Source organism: Lysinibacillus sp. NPDC058147 (genome assembly GCF_042884205.1).
Lineage (GTDB): Bacteria > Bacillota > Bacilli > Bacillales_A > Planococcaceae > Lysinibacillus.
Map to the genome: position 1 here is coordinate 512,512 of NZ_JBHVUJ010000001.1, position 25,655 is coordinate 538,166.

Genomic DNA, 25,655 nt, shown 5'->3' on the forward strand with positions numbered 1-25,655 from the left:
TCATCTGCTGCTGCCGCTACGTTACCACTACGCTTTCGCACAAAAAACATCTGCTGCTGCCGCTACGTTACCACTACGCTTTCGCACAAAAAACATCTGCTGCTGCCGCTACGTTACCACTACGCTTTCGCACAAAAAACATCTGCTGCTGCCGCTTCGCTTTCGCGCAATAAACATTTGCAGGCCTAAGCACAAAGCCGATTCCGGACGCAATTATGCCGAGGCATAATTGATGAGTCAAAGAAAAATCCGCATATACTTCTGTAGGTAGAATCATACCTACAAAAAGCATAGCGGATTTTTGTTATTAGTTTTTCTTATAACTGAAATTTTTGTATGATATTACGAAGTTGCTGTGCCATTTCAGCTAAATTATTTGAAGATGCAGTAATCTCCTCAATACTAGCTGATTGTTCCTCAGAAGCAGCAGCCACATTTTGAATGTTTCCAGATGATTGTAAAGCTACTACACCAACTTCTTCTACAGAAATGGCAATGCTGCTAACCCCGTCATTAATATTTGAAATGATGTTATTGACGTAATCCATTTCTTGAGTTAATGCAGAAATATGAGTATATATTTCTTTAAAGGCTTCACCTGATTCATTAAATGTAGTTGAGCTTTCTTCAAGATTACTACTACTAATTGCCATAGATTTCACAGCCTGGCTAGACTCTTCTTTAATCGTCTCAATACGTGTTCGAATATTGTTCGTCGCTGCTAATGATTGATCAGCAAGTTTACGTACTTCTTCTGCTACAACTGCAAAGCCTTTACCATGCTCACCAGCACGTGCTGCTTCGATAGATGCATTTAAAGCTAGTAAATTTGTTTGATCCGTAATCTGATTAATTAAGGTTACAATGTCACCGATCTCATTTGAGTATGTGCTTAAACGTTCCACAACTTCCGACGTTTCTTGAATAGCATTAGATGTGATAACCATCTTTTCTGTAGCACTTTGAATCGTCGTATTGCCTTTTTCTGAAATAGAAGATGCACTAAATGCTTTAGCAGTGACATCTTTAACGCTCGATACAACTTCTGACATCTTCGTAGAGATTGCCGTAATATGATTTTCTACTTCTTCAATAGAGGAAGTTTGTTTTTCTGATCCTGAAGCTACTTCCTGCATAGAAGATGTAATTTGTTGAATAGATGCACTTGTTTGCTCAGAGCCTGCCGATAACTCTTCAGACATAGCAGCTACTTGCTCAGCGTTCTCAGCAATTTGATGAATAAGTGAGCGTAAGTCTTCAGTCATATTTTCAATGCCTGAAGAGAGCTGTGCAATTTCATCAGAACCCTTTATTTGAAGTGGTTCAACTGCTAATTCACCTTGCGCCACCTTACCAACATAACTAGTCATATTTTTAATTGGTTTGATAATGCCTTTACTAATGAAATAAGCCACAATAATCCCGAATATCAAAAACATTACGGTCATGCCGATACAAATCCAAAGAGTCTCAGTTTGAAGTTTAGAGATGAATGAAGCATCCATATCTAAACCAAAAAGAATATCAGTATTTTTAAATGGTATAAAAATTGATTTATGAATACCGTATTCATCTTTATAAATATCACTAGATTGAACAGTTCCGGTACTCAGCGCATCATGCATGTCATTACTAAAAACATAGTCCTCTTGATAATTATCTTTATCACTTAAAGCTATAATATGTTCTTTACCATTTGCACGTGAAAGAACGTAGGCATTTTGAATATCATACTTTTTAAGTGATTCATTTAATACTTTTAATAGTTCTTCATATTTATCCTTATCGCCGTTATCTGCAGCTTTAACGTCATTTTCGTCAATACCTTCAAAAATTGTTTTAGATATAACATCTAATGATGACTCAAATTGTGTAATAACATAATTATCGATAATCCGATAAGATGTAATAAATAAAACAATACTAAATATTAACGAAATAATTGCAATGGGAATAGTAAAACTTGCAATATATTTATAGAGTAAAGAGCTTTTAAATTTTTTGACTATACTCAACTTTAACATCCTCCAATACTTTCACCTTTTGTTGTAAGAAATGGATCATATCACTAATATGTTCTGTCTCTGTATAAGGAGAAATTGAGAAGAATTTTGCAGCAGCGACAGGAACCTGCTGTTTTGTATCGCTAGTGTTGACAGTGCAGACACGTGTCGTATCACCGAAAAATACTTCGTCGCGATCTTCTCCTATAATTTCAAATAAAGAAGCGTTAAGGCCATTAATATATTCAATCTGATCTTGTGTATAGCTACCTGACTGTTCAGATTTCCAATTAAATCCTTTAGGATACAAACGAAATGCTGTAACTGGTCCAATATTAGACTCATTGACTACTTGTAACATTGGTGTTTTCTCAGCTAACTGCGCACGGAACGCTAAATTTACACGCACATAATTAGCTAATATTTGTTGGTAACCCTCTTTGCCAAACGCCTGTAAAGCTGCATAAATAGCAATTGAACTACCCATACGAGAGCACTCTAATGTATAGCCTGTATGATAAGAACCATAGCCTCGATTGCCAACATAAGGTGTGTCGAAATCCTCAATATCTAATAACTGTAGATGTTTTCCTTCTTTTATTAAGAATAAGCTTGTTAAATACGGTGTTTGACCAAGCTTTTGGAAGTCGAAGCAAAGGCTATCTGCAATAGGTAGATATTGCATACGTTCTTTAATTTGTTCTAGTGCTTGTAAAACATCATTTTCTAACTGAAGTGAATTTGACTTGAAATCATAATCGTTGAAGAATGCGTAAAAACCACCTAATGCTGAATCAGCGTGAATATGTATAGGTTTTAAGGAATGTTTTTGTTCAAGGTCAGTTGTTACTTTTTTGATTGCTTGTACATCATCAATAGCAAATTGATCTGTTGCGCCTGTTGTTGCAACTACATACACTGGAATACCGCCATTTTCGATAACTTCCGTCATACGTACGCGTAAGTCTTCGATGTCCATAGAATGGTCTTTTCCAGCTTTAATACGAATTAAATGCTTGCTACCGATACCGACTGCTTCAATTGATTTTAATAAGCTGTAATGAGCATTTTCTGAAGCGAAGCAATATAAATTATTAGGTACCCCATCTTCTTTAGCGTTAGGGAATTGTTTAGCGATTGCAAGACGAAGCCCACTGAAAACTGCTCCTTGTCCACCCCAAGTTGTGTACCCAAAGCTTTGTGTATAGTCGTAGCCAACTAACTTCGACATCATTGCTACTACCTTTACCTCACATTCTGCGGCAGCTGGTCCGTATACATCCCATAGATTGTTACCGTTTAGTAGAGCATTCGTAAATTGGCCTAATATGCCGGGAATACTAGCCATTGGCAAAACATTTGTGACGAAGTTGCGTGTATGGTAAGGATGTCCTTGCATCAATTGTGTTAAATCGTTCACAACCTGATCAAGTCCGACACCTGAAGTTGGTACTTGATTTTCTTGCATTAACTCTTTATAGAAATTGTCAGAGCGCTCTTTCATTGGTCCAAGAGTTGTTGTGTTTGGGTTTTTTAACTCATCTAACGATGTAACAATTTTCTCTAATAGGGATAAAAAATTCTCCCTTTGTTCGATATTTCCATCTTCGCTTTGGAATAATTGTTGGATTTTTTTCATGTTCATCATCCTTTGTAGTTCATTTTTCCTCTATTTTATATTTAACAATAATAGGACGTTTTACTAAAATTATAATAACATATTATAACAAAAAATGAATTTATATTTTCTTAGGAAATTAATTTTAGATATTTCTAAATAATCTAATTTGTTTTGAAGTAAAATACATGGGAGAAATATTGTCATAGATTATTTTCGTAAATGTTGAATTTAAAGGGTTTTTATAACTTTTTTTAATGAATTATTGCAAAGTAAATGACTCTGGGGGGAGGCAAACCTTTTTATAGCGAATACTATACAATTAATAACTTTGAAAAATAGAGAATATTTTATTGCTTTATGACTATTGGTAGGGAAATATATAAATATTAATTTCTTATAGTCAAAAAAAGAATCTGCATAAATGTAAATTTTTGATAACGGATGTATGTGAATGTTAGTGAACTTAACTAAATAGTTTGATATTACAATGGAGATTTTATGGGTGTTACGGTATTTTGAGAATGTAGTAAATTATTTTGGTTTTTAATCCTGCTATTTCATTTGTTTTTCTTGAAATTTTCTATCTATCAATTGTGCCACTAACCCCTTAAATATCGGACTGTTCAGAATATTCACGGTGTGGTAGATTTAAATTAGAGGTGAGTTTATGGCTTTCTTTTTTCCTATTTTTCTAGGTATAATTTTTGCTATTTTTCAAAGCTATTTTTGTAAGTATGGGAAAATAATGTACACTATAGTTTTTGCTGTTTCTTTTACAGTTCTTATAAGAGTTTTCTTTCTGGAGTATGATTTTTTATTTTATTTGCTACTGGTAAATTTCTTTTTTTATTTAATGGTGGTTGTTGCATACTTAACAAGAATAAGATTTTAAGATAGTAATCGATTATTTTACTGTAAAGAGAATGACTATTAATCACCGTCTAGTTAAAAATTACCCGGTTATTTCGTTGCGTTAGAAAGGAACGTCTGACAAGATAACCTGGCGTCCCTTTCTATTTTCTTAAGCTCTCCGATAATGACAAATGTATAACCTTCATCCAAGCCTCCTTAAGAAAAAGTGGGGCTTTTATTCGCTTATGTAGTGTGATTTCCAATTTGGTGACCTACTTTGACAATTTTTTTAGGATGTTCCTTGGTTTCCTGCCGAAATTAGAAAAAAGGTTATTTTAGTATTGGAGTTATCTAATCACGATAAAATGGCGCTGATATTTTTAGTAGAGCTATCATTGAATGTTAATGAAACAACCTTCGTTTGTGATTCGATATGTGAGGTAATGCTGTCAAATGGTTAGTAGGATTTAGCGTTCATTAGCTTATATGTATCAAAACCTAAAGAACAATGAATAATAGACCAAGTCCTAAATAATAAATTTCCTTTGTCAGTATAAACACTCCTTACAATAGCAATAATTTTTTAATGATAAACCATACTAACTATAGAGGTGAAAAAATGTATAAATTGCTATCGCACAATGATTTAGATGGCGTAGGCTGCGGAATTTTAGCCAAGCTGGCTTTTCAAGAAGAGGTAAAGGTTAGATACAATTCAATTTCATCGTTGGATCGCGAAATTGAGTATTTTTTGGATAATAACGAACAAGATACATTTTTATTTATTACCGACTTATCTCCAAACGAGGAAAATGAGAAGAGATTAAATGATTATTATACCGCCACTGGCAATGTTCAACTGCTTGATCATCATAAAACGGCTTATCATTTGAACGATTATGAATGGGGTAAAGTATTAGTAGAAGATGAAAATGGCTATTTAACATCAGCAACGTCTTTATATTATCGATATCTTGTTACACACGGGCTTTTAGAACAAACAAATTCCACTACAGAATTTGTAGAGTTAGTGAGACAGTACGATACGTGGGAATGGGAAAAGAATGATAATCAAAAAGCGCGTCGGTTAAATACTCTCTTTTTTTTAATATCAATTGATGAATTTGAAGAAAAAATGCTTGAACGTTTAAAGACAAGCGAGCATTTTGACTTTGATGAATTTGAAAAGAAAATTTTGACTATGGAAGAAGAGAAAATAGAACGGTACATTCGACGAAAAAAAAGGGAGCTAGTGCAAACATCGATAGGAGAATACTTTACAGGTGTGGTATATGCAGAATCTTATCATTCCGAGCTTGGTAATGAACTAGGAAAGGAAAATGTACACCTTGATTTTATAGCTATATTAAATATGGGAGGCAAAAAAATTTCCTTCCGTACGATTCATGATCACATAGATGTTTCGGCAATTGCAGCTGAATTCGGAGGAGGAGGGCACCAAAAAGCAGCTGGTTGCTCTTTAACAGATGAAGCTTATGAGCGGTATGTGGCTCAAACATTTCATATAGCACCAATACCAGAGGATGCGAAACGAAATCGTTATAATTTAAGGTTTTCTTCTTTTGGGACAATGTATAAAAATCTGAAGGAAGAATTTTTCCTCCTATATTCAGTAAGTGATTTTGATTGGATAATTGAAAAGAATAAAGTTCCATTAGATCAAATCTTTACAAGTTTCTATGAAGCGGAATGGTTTTTAAAAAGAAATTATCAAGCGTGGTTAGTGAAAGATGAGTTATTTGTAGATTATTTAATGGAAGAGGCCAAAAAGGTTCGACATCAAGAGTAAAGGATATAGTTTATTACTATTTAATCAAGGAGTTTTTCGATTGTTGTGATGTTACAAAATAAGGGTCATTTCCGTGCCAAGCTACTCGCTTTTGCACAGATAAAGCTTTTTTGCTAAAGTTGCGTTTTATCACTTAACTTACATGTCAGAGAAAACATGCTATGTAAATAAGTTGACGTTCCGACTGGGCGACATAAAATAAAAAGGATTCACGCACAGTTTTGTGTGTGAATCCTTTTTATTTTTGGGACGGTGGATGTCGATAAATTTCAGAAGTTGGGTGATAAAACGTGAAAGTTAGTCGATAATTCTTGAAAGTGTTCCGATAAAACTAAAAAGTTGGATGACATTTTGTTAAAACGTATGTCATGTAAATCAGTTAATTTCCGAAGAGCCATACTTATTCATACAATAGTTTTTCAACATGAAAGGAATATTCTTTTAGATACATAGTGAAATAAGCTAAACCTTGACATCGTTAGAGGTTATATAATGTTCAACTAAAAACTACAATAAATAAAAAGCGTTTGTTCAGACATCCTTTCTTAAAATGAGGTGTGCATGATGACCAATGATATGCTACTTGTCGAGAATCAGTCTAAAGAAAATCGAGGGCGGGAAATATGGTTTATTGTAGTATTGCTATTACTGGTAGCTACTTGTGTAATTGTTTATTATTTTTTGTTTAAGAACGATTTGAATTTTGAAGCCTACAAAACTGTTGTCGGTAAAACTACTGAAAATAGTCTCGGACGTTTAACGTTAAATGAAATAATAATTGACGATAATCAAATATTATTGAATGCTACCTTCAAGCCAGTAAAGGACTTAAATTTCGACTCTCAACTTTTTTTCTTTCCACAAGTTTTTGTGAATGGAAAAGAGTTCACGGTTAGAAATGGAGGACAGTCAATTCAACAATCCGATAATACCTATACAATCTATAGTAGTGTGAAATTAAGTGATCTACCGGAGGATAAAATATTAAATTTAGATATTCGTTATAACGACTGGAACGGGGAAAAAAAGATTGACGAGCCGTGGGAATTTCAAGTGAACGCGTCACAAGAGCAATTACAAGAGGATAGAAAAGTCTTCCTTGTTGAGAAAGAAGTAAAGTTGTTAGATGGTAAGGAAATAACAATAGAAAAGGTAGTTTCTACACCAATATCAACAACGATATATTTTCATTCCGATAATAGTTTAATAAATGAAGCGTTACATTTTAAAATCCAATCATCAGCAGGGGAATCTTGGCCATTTAACTTGGCGTATCCTTTAAATGAAGATTATACGAGATGGGGTGTCCGCCTAGATGCATTATATTTAACGGAGAAGAGCTATGAGCTTATTCCAATTGCTGCAAATGGAAGTGAGCTTGGTTCTGCTGTTGAAATTGGAGATAAATAACAAACCTGATTACCGTATTAGAAAACTTTACAATATCTTAAATCAAAAGAATGATTACCCCATGTAATATGAATATAGATGACATGGAAAGTAGTTGAAGTTATTGCGAAGGTTATGGGAAATTTTTTTAGTTTCGCTTAAATTAGGTTGTACATCCTTTGGAGGCCCAACAGCACATTTAGGGTATTTTCAAAATGAATATGTTCAGAAGCGTAAATGGTTATCTGATAATGACTACAGTCAGCTTGTTGCACTCAGTCAATTTTTACCTGGTCCAGCATCGAGCCAGGTAGGAATGGGGATTGGCTTATTAAGAGGTGGTTTATTCGGGAGTATTGTGTCATTTCTTGGCTTTACATTACCATCCGTTTTGCTGCTTATGGCATTTGCCTATTTTTCTATACGTACAGGGATGGTAATGGGCTGGATTCATGGTTTGAAATTAGTGGCTGTTGCGATTGTTGCGCAAGCTATTTTTGATATGTCCAAAAAATTAATCCCTAGTATTCATCATTTTATAATCGCTTTCTTGGCTCTTATAGTAGTGCTTTGGTGGATCCATCCACTTGCTCAAGTAACTACTATTATCGTTGCTTCTTTTACAGGCTATTATTTTTTTAAGAAGACTAATCAAAAAGATGACCCAAAAGAAACAGTTGTACCTATTTCAAAAACGACAGGCGTATTTTTTTTAGCGCTATTTGTTATTCTTCTCTTTGGATTACCCATTGCTAGTCAACTTATTCAATATGAATGGTTTACGATCATAGAAAAGTTTTATCTTTCAGGTGCATTAGTGTTTGGTGGAGGTCATGTAATACTGCCTTTACTAGAGGCACAGTTTGTCCAAAGTGGATTAATGAGTTCTTCTGATTTTTTAGCAGGATACGGAATGACACAGGCAGTCCCAGGTCCATTATTTACGTTTGCTTCCTACATAGGTATGGTCATTGCTGGAGTACCTGGGGCTATAATCGCTACGCTAGCCATTTTTTTACCGGCATTTTTGCTAATAATAGGGTCAATGCCTTTTTGGCTAGCTCTTAATCGTTTCGCTGGATTAAGAGGGGCGATGTCAGGTGCAAATGCAGCAGTTGTTGGCATATTAGCTGCAGCTTTTATTCATCCAATTGTTACACAGACAATTCAAAATGGTCTTGACATAGTATTTGCGGCCGTTTTTCTATGGTGCTTGATGCGGTGGAAAGTTCAACCTTATTTGCTCGTACTAATTGGCATTTGTGTAGGAATTGGATGTTATTAAGGATATTCAAAAAATCAAAACCATTATTGCTGTGGTTTTGATTTTTTTGTGCAATGAAATAGCTATGTTGAATTGATTTAGTTCTTTTTACTAGCTCGATTCATGGCGTTCCCTGCCGCGATTGTTTATAATGAGGAAATGGAAAAAGACTAACGAGAAAGAAGGGATAGCTATGGCACGGGGTGTTTACATTCATATTCCTTTTTGTCATCAAATTTGCAACTATTGCGATTTCAATAAATTTTATTTTAAAAACCAACCAGTGGATGAATATATAGAAATGCTTGGCAAGGAGATGGAGCTTGCGACAAAAAAGTATCCCGAGAGTTTTAAACAAATCGAAACGATATTTCTAGGCGGCGGTACACCAACAGCCTTATCGCCTCAACAAATAGAGAGACTACTTGAGCTTATTCGTACGTACATTCCGATGGACAGTGTGACAGAATTTACATCAGAGGCTAATCCCGACGAGCTATCAGAAGCAAAAATGCAGGCATTATTTGATGGTGGTGTAAATCGCTTAAGTATGGGTGTACAATCTTTTGATCAAGAGTTGTTAAAGAAAATTGGCCGTACACATAGCAATAATCACGTCTATGAAACAATCGCCTTGGCGAAAAAGGTAGGCTTCAGAAATATCAGTCTGGATTTAATGTATGGTTTACCGGGTCAAACGATGGCTCAATGGAAGGATACTTTAGAAAAAGCATTCGCGCTTGATTTACCACATTATTCTGCTTATTCACTAATAGTGGAGCCAAAAACGATTTTTTATAATCAATACACAAAAGGTAAGCTCCATTTACCAACTGAAGATCTTGAAGCAGACATGTACGATGTGCTAATGAATCAGATGGAGGCGCATGGACTTCAACAATACGAAATTAGCAACTTTGCTCAAACTGGTTTCAGTTCAAAACATAATAAAATATACTGGGAAAACGATGAATATGCAGGCTTCGGTGCTGGTGCTCATGGGTATCTAGCTGGTGTGCGTTATTCAAATCATGGACCGTTGAAAAAGTATATGGATACAGTAAATGTAGGGGAACTACCAATTGTATATGAACATGTTGTAACAGAGAATGAGAAACGAGAAGAGCAAATGTTTTTAGGTTTGCGTAAAACAGAAGGAATTACACATACTATATATGAAGAAAAATTTAATGAATCGATGGATAGGCATTACTCACATGTCATTGAAAGGTTAGTTTCAGAAGGTCTTTTGGAACATGACACTATAGGAATTCGTCTTTCGCGAAAAGGTCGTTTTGTAGGTAATGAGGTATTTCAACAATTTTTACTAGAAGATTGAGCGATATCGTTGACATAAAATGTAGGATTTGATAACTTAATAATAGTATTAGCACTCCTCTTAGTTGAGTGCTAACAGAGGTGATGATCATGCTAACAAATCGGCAATTACAAATATTGCAAGCTATTGTAGACGACTTTATTATGTTTGCACAGCCGGTAGGTTCTCGCCAAATCTCCAAAAAGCAAGAGATTACATTTAGTCCAGCCACAATTCGAAATGAAATGGCGGATTTAGAGGAATTAGGCTTCTTAGAAAAAACGCACACTTCCTCTGGTCGAGTGCCTTCGGAAAAGGGTTATAGATTTTATGTAGATCATTTGTTGAATCCACAAGGCATTAATTCAAGGGATATTCAGCAAATCCAATCAATTTTCAATGATCGTTTAGTAGAAGTAGAGCATATAATCCGAAAGTCAGCCAATATTTTGTCAGAGCTGACATCGTATACATCGATTCTTTTAGGACCAGACGTTCAAAGACATCGAGTTAAACGATTTTCAATTGTGCCACTCTCTAGCGATACAGCAGTAGCGATTATCGTAACGAATAACGGGCATGTTGAAAATCGCATGTTTAGCTTACCTCCTAATTTTACCGCTTCTGATTTAGAGAAAATGGTTAATATCTTAAATGAACGTCTAGTTGGTGTGTCATTAGAAGATATTCATAAAAAACTCGAAGCTGAAGTGCTCACAGTATTACAGCAGCAAGTTCGATCAGCGGATGATTTTATTCACGCTCTCGTTACAGCGACGATGCATAATTCGGAAAGTAAAATTTTCTATGGTGGTAAAACAAATATGTTCAACCAACCGGAATTCCACGATTTAAATAAAGTCCGTATGATTTTGGACTTAATGGAAACGACTAGCCAAGTGCAGTCGCTCTTCCAACCCAATGAATCGGGCATTCATATTCGTATTGGCTCGGAAAATAAACAACTAGAAATGGAAAACTGTAGTGTCATTACGACCACTTATTCTATTGGTGAAGATCAGCAAGGAGCAATAGCAATTATTGGTCCAACACGTATGGATTATAAGCGTGTTGTTGCTTTACTAGACGTAATGCGCATGGATTTAACACAAGCATTTACAAAGAATCGTAGTGATTGATAATGAGGAGGATTCAAGTGACGGAAACAACTGAAAACAAAGACCTTGTACAAGAAGAAAAGGATGTACAAATTGAAAATGCTGTAGAAGCAGAAGTTAAAGAAGGACAAGAAGCTGAATTAACAATCGAAGAACAGTATGAAGCAAAGCTAGCTGAGTTACAAGCGAAGCTAGACGACGAGGAAAATCGTCATCTACGCTTACGTGCTGACTTCGATAATATTCGCCGCCGCAATCAACTTGATCGTGAGGCTGCTGAAAAGTATCGCGCTCAGAGTTTACTGTCAGATTTACTGCCAGTAATCGATAATTTTGAGCGTGCCTTACAAGTTGAAGCGACTTCAGAAGAAACTGCTTCAATCGTAAAAGGTATTGAAATGGTGTACCGTTCTCTGATAGAAGCTACTGAGAAGGAAGGCTTACAGATTATTAAAGCTGAAGGTGAGCAATTTGATCCGAATGTTCACCAAGCTGTCATGCAGGAGCAAGATAGTGAAAAAGAGACGGGTGTTGTCTTACGCGAGCTTCAAAAAGGCTATATGTTAAAGGATCGTGTATTACGCCCAACAATGGTATCTGTAAACGAATAGACTTTGTACTATTTAGTTAATTACATTTAGTTAGAAAACGCACATTTGCGTTTAAATAATAGGAGGCAATTTTTATGAGCAAAATTATCGGTATTGACTTAGGAACAACAAACTCTTGTGTTTCTGTACTAGAAGGCGGAGAACCAAAAGTAATTCCAAACCCAGAAGGAAACCGCACAACACCATCTGTTGTTGCGTTCAAAAATGGCGAACGTCAAGTTGGTGAAGTGGCTAAACGTCAATCAGTAACAAACCCTAACACAATTATTTCTATTAAATCTAAAATGGGTACATCTGAAAAAGTTAAAGTGGAAGATAAAGAATATACGCCACAAGAAGTTTCTGCAATGATTCTTCAATACTTAAAAGGCTATGCTGAAGACTACTTAGGTGAAAAAGTTACAAAAGCAGTTATTACTGTACCTGCTTACTTCAACGACGCTCAACGTCAAGCTACTAAAGATGCTGGTAAAATCGCAGGTTTAGAAGTAGAGCGTATTATCAACGAACCAACAGCTGCTGCATTAGCTTATGGTTTAGATAAACAAGATACAGATCAAAAAGTATTAGTATTTGACCTTGGTGGCGGTACATTTGACGTATCTATTCTTGAATTAGGTGACGGTGTATTTGAAGTATTAGCAACAGCTGGTGATAACAAACTAGGTGGGGATGATTTCGATGATGCTATCATTGAATATCTTGTAGCAGAATTCAAAAAAGAAAACGGCATTGACCTTTCTAAAGATAAAATGGCTATGCAACGTCTAAAAGATGCAGCTGAAAAAGCGAAAAAAGACTTATCAGGTGTAACATCTACTCAAATTTCTTTACCATTCATCACTGCTGGTGAAGCGGGTCCATTACACTTAGAAATTTCTTTAACTCGTGCAAAATTTGATGAAATTACATTACCATTAGTAAACCGTACAGTAGGTCCAGTACGTCAAGCATTATCTGATGCAGGTCTTTCAACATCTGAAATTGACCAAGTAATCTTAGTTGGTGGTTCTACTCGTATTCCAGCTGTACAAGAAGCTGTACGTAAAGAAACTAATAAAGAGCCACACCGCGGTGTAAACCCTGACGAAGTTGTAGCAATGGGTGCTGCTGTTCAAGGTGGCGTATTAACTGGTGATGTAAAAGACGTAGTTTTACTTGACGTAACTCCACTTTCTTTAGGTATCGAAACTATGGGTGGCGTATTCACAAAATTAATCGACCGTAACACTACGATTCCAACATCTAAATCACAAGTATTCTCAACTGCAGCTGACAACCAACCAGCAGTAGATATTCACGTATTACAAGGTGAACGCTCAATGGCAGCAGACAACAAAACATTAGGTCGCTTCCAATTATCGGATATTCCACCAGCACCACGTGGCGTACCACAAATCGAAGTAACATTCGATATTGATAAAAATGGTATCGTATCTGTTAAAGCGAAAGACCTTGGTACAAACAAAGAACAAACAATTGTTATCCAATCTGATTCTGGTCTGTCTGAGGAAGAAATCGAACGTATGGTAAAAGATGCAGAGGCAAATGCTGAAGCGGATACTAAACGTAAAGAAGAAGCAGATCTTCGCAACGAAGCTGACCAATTAGTGTTCCAAGTTGATAAAACAATTGCTGACTTAGGTGAACAAATTACAGAAGACGAGAAAAAATCTGTAGAAGATGCTCGTGATGAACTGAAAAAAGCTCTTGAAGCTGGCGAATTAGAAGGCATTAAATCTGCTAAAGAAAAACTAGAAGGTGTTTTACAGCCATTAGTTATGAAAGTATATGAACAAGCTGCGGCGGCTGCTCAAGCAGCTCAAGGTGGCGATGCAGGTGCAGATGCCGGCGCTGGTAAAAAAGATGATATCGTAGATGCTGACTTTGAAGAAGTAAAAGACGATAAATAATAGTATGTAACACAGTTAAGTGAAGAAGCCAAAGACCGCTTGCGGCTTTGGCTTTTCGCTTTATTTCTAGATAACCTACTCACATTTAATCATCTAGTTACATAGGTCAACTTCGAGAAAAGTGAAAAAACCTGTGTGTAACATTTTTAATGAATATTTAATAATAAAAATAGAGGCAGTTTTTATAACTGCGTGATACAATAGATTTTATGCAAAAAGAGCGGAGAGTGAATCATGGATAAACGCGATTACTACGAGGTGCTTGGTTTAACGAAATCGGCTTCTAAAGATGAAATTAAAAAAGCATACCGTAAATTATCAAAGCAATACCATCCTGACCTTAATAAAGAGCCAGGTGCAGATGAAAAATTCAAAGAAATCGCTGAAGCTTATGAAGTATTAAGTGACGATCAGAAAAAAGCACGCTATGATCAATTTGGCCATGAGGATCCAAATGCAGGCTTTGGTGGTGGCTTCGGAGGCGGCGGCTTTGGCGGCTTCGAGGATATTTTCAGCTCATTCTTTGGTGGTGGCGGTCGCCGTCAGGATCCGAATGCACCACGCAAAGGTGATGACCTTCAATATCGTATGAATATTTCATTCGAGGAAGCGATTTTCGGAAAAGAAACAGAAATCGAAATTCCAAAAGATGAATTATGTGATACTTGCCACGGTTCAGGTGCTAAACCAGGTACTAACCCTGAAGTATGTTCAACATGTCAAGGTGCAGGTCAAGTAAATCAAGCTGTAGATACACCTTTTGGCCGTGTGATGAATCGTCGTACTTGTTCAACATGTCATGGTGCAGGTAAAATCATTAAAGAAAAATGTTCAACTTGTCGTGGAGAAGGCAAAGTTCAAAAACGTAAGAAAATCAAAGTAAACATTCCAGCAGGTGTTGATGATGGTCAGCAAATTCGTGTGTCTGGTCAAGGTGAACCAGGTATAAATGGAGGACCAGCGGGGGATTTATATATTATGTTCCGCGTTCAAGGACATAAAGAGTTTGAACGTGATGGCGATGATATTTATTACGAACTAAAACTAACATTCCCACAAGCAGCTCTTGGTGATGAAATAGAAGTTCCAACGGTTCATGGAAAAGTAAAACTACGTATTCCAGCAGGAACACAGTCAGGTGCACAATTCCGTCTAAAAGACAAAGGTGTCAAAAATGTACATGGCTATGGTACAGGGAATCAATATGTAACAGTAAAAGTTGTAACGCCAGAAAAATTAACTGAAAGACAAAAGCAATTACTACGTGAATTTGCGGAAATCAGTGGTGATATTCCTGAAGAGCAAGGAAGCTCACTATTCGATAAAATTAAGAAAAAATTCCAAGGTGAATAATTAGAGGAGCTGAAGAGCTACGTGAAGTGGTCAGAATTATCCATTCATACAAAAAATGAAGCGGTAGAAGCAATTTCGAATATTTTGCATGAAGCAGGGGCAAGTGGTGTGGTTATTGAGGATTCTGCAGAATTTGCGAAGCCACGAGAAGATCAGTATGGTGAAATTTATGCGCTAAATGAAGCGGATTTTCCGAGAGATGGTGTTATTGTTAAGGCTTACTTATCAGAGTCTAGTTTTTTAAATGAAACAGTCGAAGAAATTAAGGCGGCTATAACAAATCTAACGAACTTCAACATCGATATTGGTGAAAATGTTGTATCGATTGTGGAAGTGAACGAGGAAGACTGGGCAACAGCATGGAAGCAATACTATCATCCTGTAAAAATTTCTGAACGCTTTACAATTGTGCCAACATGGGAAGAATACGTACCAGTATCAACAGATGAATTAATTATTGAATTGGATCCTGGTATGGCTTTCGGTACAGGAACACACCCTACAACTGTTATGTGCTTACAAGGACTTGAGAAGGTCGTAAAAGAGGGCGATACAGTTATCGATATCGGGACGGGTTCAGGCGTTCTATCAATTGGTGCAGCCTTACTAGGAGCTAAGAGCGTACATGCACTTGATTTAGACGAAGTAGCTGTACGTTCAGCACAAGAAAATGCTGCATTAAACAAAGTAGATGATAAAGTATCTGTATTCCATGGAAATCTATTGGATACAGTTAAGGAACCAGCTGATGTCGTTGTGGCTAATATTTTAGCAGAAATTATTATGTCCTTTACTGACGATGCATTTTCAGTTGTTAAACCGGGTGGATTATATGTCACTTCAGGCATCATTGGCGCAAAACGTGATGATGTAAAAGTAGCACTAGAAGCTTCAGGATTTGTAATCGAAGAAGTATTACTAATGGAAGATTGGGTAGCGATCATTGCCCGTCGACCACAATAAATTGATTGAGGAAGCGCCAAATCGTGAGCCGAGTGCTGGCGATTTGGCGTTTTCTCTTCTTGCTATAAAAGGAGTATGGTAATATGCAACGTTATTTTATTGAGACGACCATTGAGGAAGCACGTATTAGCGGAGAGGATGCGCGACATATTGAACGAGTAATGCGTATGAAAGAGGGCGACAAAATCGTTGTAGTTGCACAAAATACCGCCCATATTTGTGAGATTGTAGCCTTCGAAGGAGATCAGGTACACGTTCAAACTACAGGTGACATCGTTCCTTCTCCAGAGTTACCTGTAAATGTAACAGTGGCATGTGGTTTGCCAAAAGGCGATAAACTTGAACTTATTACGCAAAAGGCAACGGAGCTTGGAATGTTTGCCTTATTGCCATTTGAAGCGGAGCGTTCCATCGTTAAATGGGATAAAAAGAAGGGTGCCAAAAAGCAAGAGCGTCTACAAAAAATTGCTAAAGAAGCAGCTGAGCAATCCCATCGTACACATATCCCGGAAATTTATGAACCAATCTCTTTTAAACAGCTAGTAGAACAAGTTGGCAATTTCGACGCCGTTTTTATAGCAGATGAAGAGGACGCAAAAGCAGAACAACGCACAAGATTTTCAGAGAAGTTAAAAAACGTGTATGACAAGAAGTCGAAATCAATTCTTATTATTTTTGGTCCAGAAGGCGGCATTGCTAGAAAAGAAGCAGATGCCTTGCTTCAAGCAGGTGCCCAAACGATGTCATTAGGACCTCGAATTTTACGAGCGGAAACTGCGCCACTCTATGCACTGTCTGCAATATCTTATGAATTTGAATGAAGTAGGCATTTTCACGCGATGGTTGTGCATGGTCAAACTGCAATATAATTTACGTGTTAGTACAGTCGTTGCAAGGTTTGAAGGAATAGCCAAAACCACAAACAATGACTGTTTTTTAATAATCCTAACAAAAAGAGCCGATTCCAAAAAAAATTGAATCGGCTCTATTACATTGTAGTCCCGATAAACTCGTTAGAATAGGTTTGATTTTTTAAAGAAAAGCTTTAAAACACAAGTAAGATAAACCAATGTTCAACTCAAAAATTCCATTTCTATTATAAGTGAAAAAACTAGTATACAAGTCCAAGTATAGTTTTAAGTGCTTCATATTCTAATATAGAGCGCTCCTTAATACTAAAAAATGAAAAGAGGGAATTTTTTTGAGTGATCAATTAGATATTCAAGTTAATCAAGTCGAACCTTGTCCAGTAACATCAACAGAACAAATACCATTAACTACTGAGGTTACTCCATTAGTCGCTACACCGTTAGTGACTCCAACTATTAAAATTCCAGTTGTACTTGCGGAACCAACACTTCAAATTGCTGTGGAGGCAGATATTACGCTTACACCTGCAGCAACTGAAATCAAAAGAGTGAAAAAAAATGTATTCCTGAATCAAGTAAAACTAGTACCAGTTGCTTTTTTACGTATTGCTGGCACTGACTTTTTTAGGGTAACAAGAGCTAAGTTATTTGTAGCGGGACATATTCGCAAAAATATAGAATATGCTACAGCAGCATGTAACGCTGCACTCCAAGATAGAATTGCCGATGTTCCGTTTTCTGGTTTTACAGACCTTACTTTCCCACAAACACTAGGAGGCCCTACTCCGATTTTAGGAATTTCCGAGTTTGCCGAAGCGAACTTCCTTAATGAAACTACGCAAATGGATGCTCGATTGGATAAAGCATTCTTCCAAAATCTAGTTAAATATAATGAACAACCATTTGGCGAGTTAGTAGCTGCAAACTTCTTTGAACTTGATTTTTCACCGGTTATGGTAGAACCAGAAGGCACTTTCGACACATTACGTGAAAAAATCGTGCTAGAGCTTACTGTAAAAGTACTGCAAGTTCAACAAATTCGCCTTGGAGCTGGTTCTAATGTAATAATTCCTGTTTTAACAGAATTGACTCCTCCACCAAGTCCTAGTCCGACTCCGACTCCTCCTTCTAATCCTTGTTGTTAATCTTAGTTTTAGAGGAGTAAAACAGATAAGAAAGGGCATTTCGAGGGCACTGAAAAGTTGGCAGTTGAAAGTACGGCTAAATCGAACTTTCAACTGCTTTTTGTATTTAAAGGTGCTATCAAATAATTGAGTTGAAAACAAATAATGGATAGATAAAATTTGGGGTGCTATCATCTCTCAAACACATCGGTATCTTAATTGCTACCTGAGATTTGGAAAGTACTCTGTGACAAAAGTGAAAATAAAGCATAAAATGGATTGTAATTATAAGTGCGACACTTAGATCAAAATAACAGTAGCTCATAATGATGTCGTTTGACAATATTCGAAAAAAGGGGCATTCATTAAAAGCTATACACATCTATCATATATTCGAGCAAAAATAGAAGAAAAAGTGTTTAGCTGTTATCAAACATTAGAAAAAACGAAAATGGCAGTTTTTTTAATCCTTATTCTTCAAGGCAACGTAACTAAATGAAAACGGGTTACTTCGTGAGTTTTCCTGAAGAAAACGATTTTGAACATGTTTCTCTTATCGTAGGATTTTACGGATCAAATTTTATCAAAAACATTATTTGGGAGTGAACGAATGCAAACTCCATGGATTAACTATAAAGAGATGAAAGAGATAAGTTCCAAACAAAAATATAATTGTCAAATTGAACCCATTGAAATGGATCAAGCATCGCAACAAAATTCTCCTAATTCCGATTTTATAAATGATCTCCTCGAAATAGAAAAAGAAAATGAAACCAGCCTTGCATCACATTTAGATTCCGATTGTGGACTACTCATTCCTTCTGAAACTAATGTAGGGGATGAAATGAATGATCCTGTTGATACAGACGATGTAGATGAAACCAAGCCTGTGGGAGAACAGAATTTTGAAGCCCATCTAGATTCCGATCTTGAACTACTTATTCCTTTTGAAACTAATGTAGGGGATGAAATGAATGATCCCTTTAATACAGAAGAAGCAGATGAAACCAAGCCTGTGGAAGAACAGAATTTTGAAGCCCATCTAGATTTCGATCGTGAACTAACCCCTTTTGAAACTAATGTAGGGGATGAAATGAATGATCCCTTTGATACAGGAGAAGCAGATGAAACCAAGCCTGTGGAAGAACAGAATTTTGAAGCCCATCTAGATTTCGATCGTGAACTAATCCCTTTTGAAACTAATGTAGGGGATGAAATGAATGATCCCCTTGATTCAGAAAATATAGACGAAACCAAGCCTGTAGAAGAGCAGGATTTTGTAGCTTGTTTAGATTCCAATCGTGAACTACACATTTCTTTTGAAACTAATGTAGGGGATGAAATGAATGATCTCCTTAATATAGAAGATGCAGAAGAAACCAAGCCTATGGAAAAACAGGATATTGCATCACATCTAGATTCCGCTTGTGAACTACACATTCCTTCTGAAACTAATGTAGAGGATGAAATGAATGACCCTCTTGATTCAGTCGATATAGAAGAAACCAAGCCTATAAAAGAGCAAGATTTTGCAACCCAAACCGAACTAGACTCTAAACGTGAAATTTGCAGTCCTTCTGAATCTGATGTTGGGAAGGAAATAATATGTCTTATTGATACAGAAGAGAAGGAGAAAAACAATTTTACAGATCCTGTTAATGCATTTCCTGAGCTAGTACAAGGGAAAGTATATTCTAAAACCAAAAAAAGCCCATTCTCTACTCACGTAGAAATTGATGATTTTCTTCATGCTCCTATCTGTGGTGAGGTTATTAAAAATACATTTGATTTTATTGATCCAGACAATCATCTTACTCCGCAATTTGAAACCAAACTATTTAGTACTATAACGGATTATCCTGAACAACCTGATTGTCGGTTGGTTCACTCAAAAATTAATCAAATACTATTTTTAATGAAAACTGATACTTATGATAAAAAAAATCAGAAGAGTAATCCGTCTAAATCAGTTGTAGTTCCCTTACATAACACACAATTAATTAAAAAAGGAGTAACCAATTATCACTCTTACAGTTCCGATGACTTTATGCACATTAAAGTTCCAGTTGTAGTAGGGGAATATAAAATAGAAATATGCCTTGAAGAGAATATCGTATTTGAAAAAGGAATTGTGGGAGTTAAAGATATCTCGAATGAGGTAGTATTAACTAATTGTAAATTCGTTCCTAATCAGTTTTCTCAATCATTAGGTAATGGGACATGTTCAGCATTGAGGGGGAATTTATTTATTGAAGGTTATATTCATCAGAGTATTGAATATACAACATCTCACATTGGGAATGCAGTACCTGTACAAAATGAGTCATTAATACATTCAAACCAAATGTGTCAAAACATTGTATTAGAAATAATCATTCATTTGCAACAAGCACAGAAAATTCGAGTGCCAAGGATCTAAAGGATGCTTGAACTTTTATCTCTGCTCAAAAAAATTCTTTTTTAAAAAACTAGTGTATATGTCCATGTATGGATTAAATCCCTACATATTCTAGCGATATGAGTACTCTCATAAAAAAAATGAAAAGAGGGAACATTTTGAGTGATCAATTAGATAGTCAAGTGAATCATGTTAGTAAAGCCGAACCTTGCCCAGTGGCATCAACTGAACAAATTCCTTTAACGAGTGCTACTACTCCAGTAGTCGTTACACCGGTTACGGCTCCGACTATTAAAGTTCCGGTGGTACTTTCAGAACCAACACTTCAGATCGTTGTGGAGTCAGATATTACGCTCACTCCTGCAGCAACTGAAATCAAAAGAGTGAAAAAAAATGTATTCTTAAATCAGGTTAAATTAGTACCGGTTGCTTTTACACGTGTTGACAACACTGATTTTTTTGCGGTAACAAGAGCTAAATTGTTTGTTGCGGGACATATTCGCAAAAATATAGAGTATGCTTCATCAGCATGTAATGGGGCACTTCGTGATAGAATTGCCGATGTTCCGTTTTCAGGTTTTACAGACCTTACTTTCCCTCAAACGCCTGGAGGTTCTACTCCAATCTTAGGGATTTCCGAGTTTGCCGAAGCGAACTTCCTTAATGAAAAAACACAAATGGATGCTCGATTGGATAAGGCTTTCTTCCAAAATCTCGTTAAATACAATGAACAACCATTTGGCGAGTTAGTAGCTGCAAACTTCTTTGAACTTGATTTCTCACCAAAAATGGCAGCACCAGAAGGGACTTTCAGCACATTACGTGAAAAAATCGTGCTAGAGCTTACTGTAAAAGTACTGCAAGTTCAACAAGTCCGCCTTGGAGCTGGCACTGATATAATAACTCCTAATCTTTTCGGACTTACTCCTCCTAGCTAAACTCTAGTTTTTAGAGGAGCAGCACAAGTAAAGGTAGTTCTCTGTATTTGGAAAAACAACCATGGAATATATAATGCACTGATAAAATCCAATATTTGAGTAGGCAGTTGAATTTTCAACTGCCTTTTTTAGTTTAATATCCAAAGAAATTGATTTCTTACAAGGGTATTGGGAGGAGTTAGAGGGTTGTAAAATGATGTGGGGAATAGTAGGTGTCTTAATTAAATTAAATGGATTAAGAAGGATAAAATAGCTGCTGTTTTTGGTTTTAGTGGAACAGCCTATGAACCGATGTGATTACTCAATTTATGATACTGAATGACTGCAATGGAATTGAAAGGATGGAGTACCGATAATATACATCCGAAATAAAAAATGGTGATAACACGAAAGGTTCATACGTGTTTTGTTTGCGTAGAGAAAATCGAGAAAGGAAAAGGCCCATGAGGAATGCAACAAAACAATCGTAAAAGATCAATGGTTTGCTGGAAGCGGTCTTTATCGAGGATGTATAAAAGATGTGGAGAAAACCACAGAGGGATAAAAAGCAATTGATTTTAAGATTTGCCGTTTATTATGACGAAATTTATCAGGGCAGAGATTTAGGTATTGATATTTAAAAAGTGGTTGTCGCTACCTTTGGAAAAACGATTGCTGATCATTAGTGACGCGTTTAACTTAACTGGAATTTTCAAATGATGAAGCTAGAAGGAAGCAGCATGATAATCCTTTTATCAGTGTCCAGGGGAACTAGTAGAAGTAAGAAAAACATATAACTTTCTATTTGAGCATGAAACCAAAGAAGAATTAATTCATGTATGGTATGAGGATTTAGAAGGCCTACATCATTTATGAGGAATGTACGGATTGTTTGCAAAAGAAAAGAAAAATGACTCATGTAGAGTTATTCAGGGATTACAAAAGAGTATGGGAGTGAGGTGTGTTTCATGCACATTAACAAAGAAAACGAAATGGAATTAACTTTATCAGAGGATTTTTATCATATGCTAAACGCACTTACCATTGATCCTAAAATTGATGCAGTCACATGATTTAGCAGTTAGGATGATGAACGAAATAGCAGATCAATAAAAAAAAGCAGGAATACAAATAAAACGATAATTAAGGGTATTTTGCGCCGGAGGTAAACATTATCTAAAAAAGAGGTTGGTAACATAGAGACAGTAAAAATAATGTACCAAATTCTATTTATTATGTATTGGATTATTCTTGGGTTATTAATTTTATTTAAAATTTAAACGCCTCCAAGATTAGTTATAGCAACAGCTTTTATTCTGACGGGAATTCTAATGACCAAATTAACATTTGCTAGCGTTCCAATTACAAAGGTGCATATCTACCATCATTAAGGATTATTTGAAACATATTGTGCAGGGGGCGAAACGTTTCCCTATAAATGTTTATTCATGAAATGGGAGGCTGTTATCACAGCCACAACTGATTAACCGAAATTCGGAATGAAAGCCGTCATGTTGAGCTGAAACGAATTATCTGATACTCCTACACGCATGAAAGGGGCAACACACCATCGGTGAGTACAACACTACGACATGCAGAATATTATGATATGCAAAGTATATTTGACGACCTTTACGAAAGAAGTAAGAACAATGCAACTAAAGGTTTAAATTTATATGAACATATCATATCTAAAAATAATATTCTATTAGCCTATCGCAATATTAAGGCTAATACAGGCTCAAAAACTGCTGGTACAGATGGTATCACCATAGAGCAATATAAAATAGAAGATGTGGAAACGTTTGTTGATGAAATAAGAACAACATTAAAATATTATAAACCTCAAACAGTCAGAAGGGTAGAGATACCAAAACCAAATGGGAAAACTAGAACACTAGGGATTCCGACTATGAGAGATAGACTTTACAACAAATGTTCAAACAAATACTAGAACCCATCTGTGAAGCTAGATTTTACAACCATTCATATGGTTTTAGACCAAATAGGTCAACTCATCATGCGATGGGGAGATGTCAATTTCTTGCTAATATTGCATTAAATCAACATGTAGTAGACATAGATATTCAAGGTTTCTTTGATAATGTCAGTCACTCAAAGCTGTTAAAACAAATGTACAATATAGGAATCTGTGATAGAAGGGTGTTAAGTGTAGTATCAAAAATGCTAAAAGCACCTATAAAAGGTATTGGAATCCCAACCAAAGGAACTCCGCAAGGAGGGATTCTCTTGAGTACTCCGATAACCGAATATCCAGATAATCCATGCAGTCAGGTAAATGTTCGATAACAGGAGAATTCTTAGTAGCAGAAGACGTCCATTGTCATCACAAAATCCCTCGCCATATGGGAGGTACAGATGAATTTAAGAACCTTGTAATAATGCATAAAAATGTTCACAAATTAATACACGCTACAGAAACAGAGACGATTGAAAGAGATAAGAGCCTCCTCCGATTGGATGGTAAACAATTGGAGAAATTAAACCAATTTCGTAAGAAATGTAATTTAGTTGCTTTAGTCTAAAAGAATAAGATGGAACGCCGTATGAGCTGAAAGGTTCACGTACGGTGTGGAGCAGGGGAAAAGATGGAGATAACTTCAAAGTCTTACCTATTGCTATAGTTTGTAACTATTTGTAACTATGTCGTGAATTTCAAGTCTAATTTATAAAACAAATTAGAGGAGATTTGAGGTTCAATGAAAAAATTGTTATATACATTCGTTTTGTTGATTCTTGTAGGGTGTAATGGAGAAGTAAAAACTGAAGTAAAATCCTTTGAGTTTGCTAGTGAAATTCGAAAAATAAATGTAATCGGACAAGGTTCAAATGCGGGGTATAGACGAGAAATTGAAAATACTGTTGAAATCAACGTTATTAAAAATGCAATGCAAAATGCCATTATTTTATCAGGGCCTCATACAGATGAAGGTCCATTGTATGAGATTGAAGTAATATATGCAAACGACTCAAAAGATAAGATTGATTTATGGTATTACGCTAGCGCAAATACAGGGAGGTTTTATATAAATAGTATGTATTCTTTGAATGAAGAAGCCACATCAGCTTTAATTGAACTTTTTGAGTCCTATAAAGCAGGAAAGTGAATTACTGCACAATATGAGCAATGAAAGCAGTAGTGATTACTATGCAGATGTTTAGATTTCATAGAGGATCGTTGGAAGAAAGCTTAAAGGTTGAGGTTGAAGTTGAGAATATCGAATTGCTTCATGTATTCATTTGTACTCGTTTGCAAGAATGCTCAATATCTAAATCGGCACTAATTATCAAGTTTTATAGATTTGTACAAGTTGCGTGGTGTACCTATGTCTAATATCGCACAAGAACAAATTGCTGCAATAGCTGAGGTAGCAATTGCAAAGTTTAACGAGCTGCAACAAGAAGAAAAAACTAAAAGATTAGACAGACGACTTTTCAATACGAGAATAAAGTTGGAAAATTACCGTCATTTAAAAGTGTACTATAAATGAATGAGAGTATGGATTTAGAAGATGGGGAGCAAGAGGAAATAATCACTCCTGATAAAGAATATCTTACATTAGAATCTATGAAAAGAAATGAGGCACCTACTCTTGCTATGATACGGTTCATAGATAATATGAATAAAGTCTATGAGATGGATTGCAAACACATAGGAGCAGAAGCGGTACGAAGATAAACACATATGCATTTTTATATAAACGATGAAAAAATGACATATTCTGAAATAGCAGATTTGCATAATGTTCATGAACATACAGCCCAAAGGGATTTGAAAGAAGCGATTCATTCGATGTCAGTACTTTTTTTGGCGCCGATGTTTTACGGTTACAGTTGTAGTGGTGTCGTATAGTTGTGCTAGAAGAGATGCTTGTGTGGGATGTTTGTAAGAAATAAATATTAAAAATAAGGTAGTAACAAAGTTAAAAAAGTTCTTTGTTACTACCTTGGTAAATTGCTTAAGACTTAATATTTCACTCTCATAGAGAAGTATGATACTAACAAAATCACTAATAAAAAGACAATTATAGAAAATACAATTATTTTAGATATTTTCGATTTACAAGTATTACCTTCAAGCATGAGAGGCTACTAAATTGGTAGTCTCTTT

Annotated in this window: 19 protein-coding genes and 1 pseudogene; 18 read left to right on the forward strand and 2 right to left on the reverse strand. The window is 35.9% G+C overall.

Annotated elements, in window-relative coordinates:
- Window positions 1-189, forward strand: a 189-nt coding sequence (locus ACFVT8_RS02535) for a hypothetical protein (RefSeq protein WP_387224218.1), incomplete at its 5' end; no start/stop codon positions are given.
- A 128-nt stretch (window positions 190-317) separates the two neighbouring features.
- Here the strand turns inward: ACFVT8_RS02535 and ACFVT8_RS02540 are convergent.
- Window positions 318-2,015: a methyl-accepting chemotaxis protein gene (locus ACFVT8_RS02540; RefSeq protein ID WP_387224220.1), complete on the reverse strand. Its 1,698-nt coding sequence runs from the start codon at window positions 2,013-2,015 to the stop codon at window positions 318-320.
- Complete coding sequence (locus tag ACFVT8_RS02545) at window positions 1,993-3,642, reverse strand: pyridoxal phosphate-dependent decarboxylase family protein (RefSeq protein WP_387082099.1); 1,650 nt, start codon at window positions 3,640-3,642, stop codon at window positions 1,993-1,995. Before ACFVT8_RS02545 ends, ACFVT8_RS02540 begins: the two co-directional genes overlap by 23 nt.
- Window positions 3,643-5,095: 1,453 nt before the next feature.
- Here ACFVT8_RS02545 and ACFVT8_RS02550 point away from each other — a divergent pair.
- The 17 genes and pseudogenes from ACFVT8_RS02550 to ACFVT8_RS02630 all read left to right on the forward strand — a co-directional run bounded on the left by ACFVT8_RS02550 (window position 5,096) and on the right by ACFVT8_RS02630 (window position 25,223).
- Window positions 5,096-6,286: a DHH family phosphoesterase gene (locus ACFVT8_RS02550; RefSeq protein ID WP_387082098.1), complete on the forward strand. Its 1,191-nt coding sequence runs from the start codon at window positions 5,096-5,098 to the stop codon at window positions 6,284-6,286.
- Window positions 6,287-6,847: 561 nt separating this feature from the next.
- Window positions 6,848-7,696, forward strand: a complete 849-nt coding sequence (locus ACFVT8_RS02555; protein ID WP_387082097.1) for a DUF4179 domain-containing protein — start codon at window positions 6,848-6,850, stop codon at window positions 7,694-7,696.
- 103 nt (window positions 7,697-7,799) lie between these two features.
- The gene (gene chrA / locus ACFVT8_RS02560) at window positions 7,800-8,960 is read left to right on the forward strand and encodes a chromate efflux transporter (protein ID WP_387082096.1); all 1,161 of its coding nucleotides are present in this window, start codon (window positions 7,800-7,802) and stop codon (window positions 8,958-8,960) included.
- A 172-nt stretch (window positions 8,961-9,132) separates the two neighbouring features.
- The gene (hemW, locus tag ACFVT8_RS02565) at window positions 9,133-10,278 is read left to right on the forward strand and encodes a radical SAM family heme chaperone HemW (RefSeq protein ID WP_387082095.1); all 1,146 of its coding nucleotides are present in this window, start codon (window positions 9,133-9,135) and stop codon (window positions 10,276-10,278) included.
- Between the two features lie 89 nt (window positions 10,279-10,367).
- Window positions 10,368-11,396: a heat-inducible transcriptional repressor HrcA gene (gene hrcA / locus ACFVT8_RS02570; protein ID WP_387082094.1), complete on the forward strand. Its 1,029-nt coding sequence runs from the start codon at window positions 10,368-10,370 to the stop codon at window positions 11,394-11,396.
- 2 nt (window positions 11,397-11,398) lie between these two features.
- Window positions 11,399-11,986 (forward strand): nucleotide exchange factor GrpE, encoded by a 588-nt coding sequence (gene grpE, locus ACFVT8_RS02575; RefSeq protein ID WP_387082093.1) that lies wholly within the window; start codon window positions 11,399-11,401, stop codon window positions 11,984-11,986.
- Window positions 11,987-12,060: 74 nt separating this feature from the next.
- Window positions 12,061-13,899 carry a molecular chaperone DnaK gene (dnaK, locus tag ACFVT8_RS02580; RefSeq protein ID WP_337989350.1) on the forward strand — a complete coding sequence of 613 codons (1,839 nt, stop codon included), beginning with the start codon at window positions 12,061-12,063 and terminating at the stop codon, window positions 13,897-13,899.
- A 234-nt stretch (window positions 13,900-14,133) separates the two neighbouring features.
- Window positions 14,134-15,252, forward strand: a complete 1,119-nt coding sequence (gene dnaJ / locus ACFVT8_RS02585) for a molecular chaperone DnaJ (protein WP_387082092.1) — start codon at window positions 14,134-14,136, stop codon at window positions 15,250-15,252.
- A gap of 21 nt (window positions 15,253-15,273) precedes the next feature.
- A complete protein-coding gene (gene prmA, locus ACFVT8_RS02590) occupies window positions 15,274-16,215 on the forward strand; it encodes a 50S ribosomal protein L11 methyltransferase (protein ID WP_370079453.1) in 942 nt (313 codons plus the stop codon).
- Window positions 16,216-16,298: 83 nt separating this feature from the next.
- Window positions 16,299-17,036: a 16S rRNA (uracil(1498)-N(3))-methyltransferase gene (locus tag ACFVT8_RS02595; protein WP_387082091.1), complete on the forward strand. Its 738-nt coding sequence runs from the start codon at window positions 16,299-16,301 to the stop codon at window positions 17,034-17,036.
- Between the two features lie 380 nt (window positions 17,037-17,416).
- Complete coding sequence (locus tag ACFVT8_RS02600) at window positions 17,417-18,229, forward strand: CsxC family protein (RefSeq protein ID WP_387082090.1); 813 nt, start codon at window positions 17,417-17,419, stop codon at window positions 18,227-18,229.
- A 589-nt stretch (window positions 18,230-18,818) separates the two neighbouring features.
- Window positions 18,819-20,627, forward strand: coding sequence for a BC_2427 family protein (locus ACFVT8_RS02605; protein WP_387082089.1), 1,809 nt, complete (start codon window positions 18,819-18,821; stop codon window positions 20,625-20,627).
- Between the two features lie 137 nt (window positions 20,628-20,764).
- On the forward strand, window positions 20,765-21,544 hold the full coding sequence (locus ACFVT8_RS02610; protein WP_387082088.1) for a CsxC family protein: 780 nt from the start codon (window positions 20,765-20,767) through the stop codon (window positions 21,542-21,544).
- A 1,552-nt stretch (window positions 21,545-23,096) separates the two neighbouring features.
- Window positions 23,097-24,069: pseudogene (locus tag ACFVT8_RS02615) on the forward strand (reverse transcriptase domain-containing protein).
- Between the two features lie 174 nt (window positions 24,070-24,243).
- Window positions 24,244-24,651, forward strand: coding sequence for a YhfM domain-containing protein (locus tag ACFVT8_RS02620; protein WP_387082087.1), 408 nt, complete (start codon window positions 24,244-24,246; stop codon window positions 24,649-24,651).
- 219 nt (window positions 24,652-24,870) lie between these two features.
- On the forward strand, window positions 24,871-25,035 hold the full coding sequence (locus ACFVT8_RS02625; RefSeq protein ID WP_387082086.1) for a hypothetical protein: 165 nt from the start codon (window positions 24,871-24,873) through the stop codon (window positions 25,033-25,035).
- A complete protein-coding gene (locus ACFVT8_RS02630) occupies window positions 25,032-25,223 on the forward strand; it encodes a hypothetical protein (protein WP_387082085.1) in 192 nt (63 codons plus the stop codon). The genes ACFVT8_RS02625 and ACFVT8_RS02630 overlap by 4 nt, the downstream gene beginning before the upstream one ends.
- Window positions 25,224-25,655 lie beyond the last annotated feature (432 nt).

Bases quoted from the DNA above. Each gene is read 5' to 3' on its own strand.
- ACFVT8_RS02545 (WP_387082099.1), bottom strand. From the start codon at position 3,642: ATGAAAAAAATCCAACAATTATTCCAAAGCGAAGATGGAAATATCGAA.
- ACFVT8_RS02550 (WP_387082098.1), top strand. From the start codon at position 5,096: ATGTATAAATTGCTATCGCACAATGATTTAGATGGCGTAGGCTGCGGA.
- ACFVT8_RS02555 (WP_387082097.1), top strand. From the start codon at position 6,848: ATGATGACCAATGATATGCTACTTGTCGAGAATCAGTCTAAAGAAAAT.
- hemW (WP_387082095.1), top strand. From the start codon at position 9,133: ATGGCACGGGGTGTTTACATTCATATTCCTTTTTGTCATCAAATTTGC.
- hrcA (WP_387082094.1), top strand. From the start codon at position 10,368: ATGCTAACAAATCGGCAATTACAAATATTGCAAGCTATTGTAGACGAC.
- grpE (WP_387082093.1), top strand. From the start codon at position 11,399: ATGAGGAGGATTCAAGTGACGGAAACAACTGAAAACAAAGACCTTGTA.
- dnaK (WP_337989350.1), top strand. From the start codon at position 12,061: ATGAGCAAAATTATCGGTATTGACTTAGGAACAACAAACTCTTGTGTT.
- dnaJ (WP_387082092.1), top strand. From the start codon at position 14,134: ATGGATAAACGCGATTACTACGAGGTGCTTGGTTTAACGAAATCGGCT.
- ACFVT8_RS02595 (WP_387082091.1), top strand. From the start codon at position 16,299: ATGCAACGTTATTTTATTGAGACGACCATTGAGGAAGCACGTATTAGC.
- ACFVT8_RS02605 (WP_387082089.1), top strand. From the start codon at position 18,819: ATGCAAACTCCATGGATTAACTATAAAGAGATGAAAGAGATAAGTTCC.
- ACFVT8_RS02620 (WP_387082087.1), top strand. From the start codon at position 24,244: ATGAAAAAATTGTTATATACATTCGTTTTGTTGATTCTTGTAGGGTGT.
- ACFVT8_RS02625 (WP_387082086.1), top strand. From the start codon at position 24,871: ATGTCTAATATCGCACAAGAACAAATTGCTGCAATAGCTGAGGTAGCA.
- ACFVT8_RS02630 (WP_387082085.1), top strand. From the start codon at position 25,032: ATGAATGAGAGTATGGATTTAGAAGATGGGGAGCAAGAGGAAATAATC.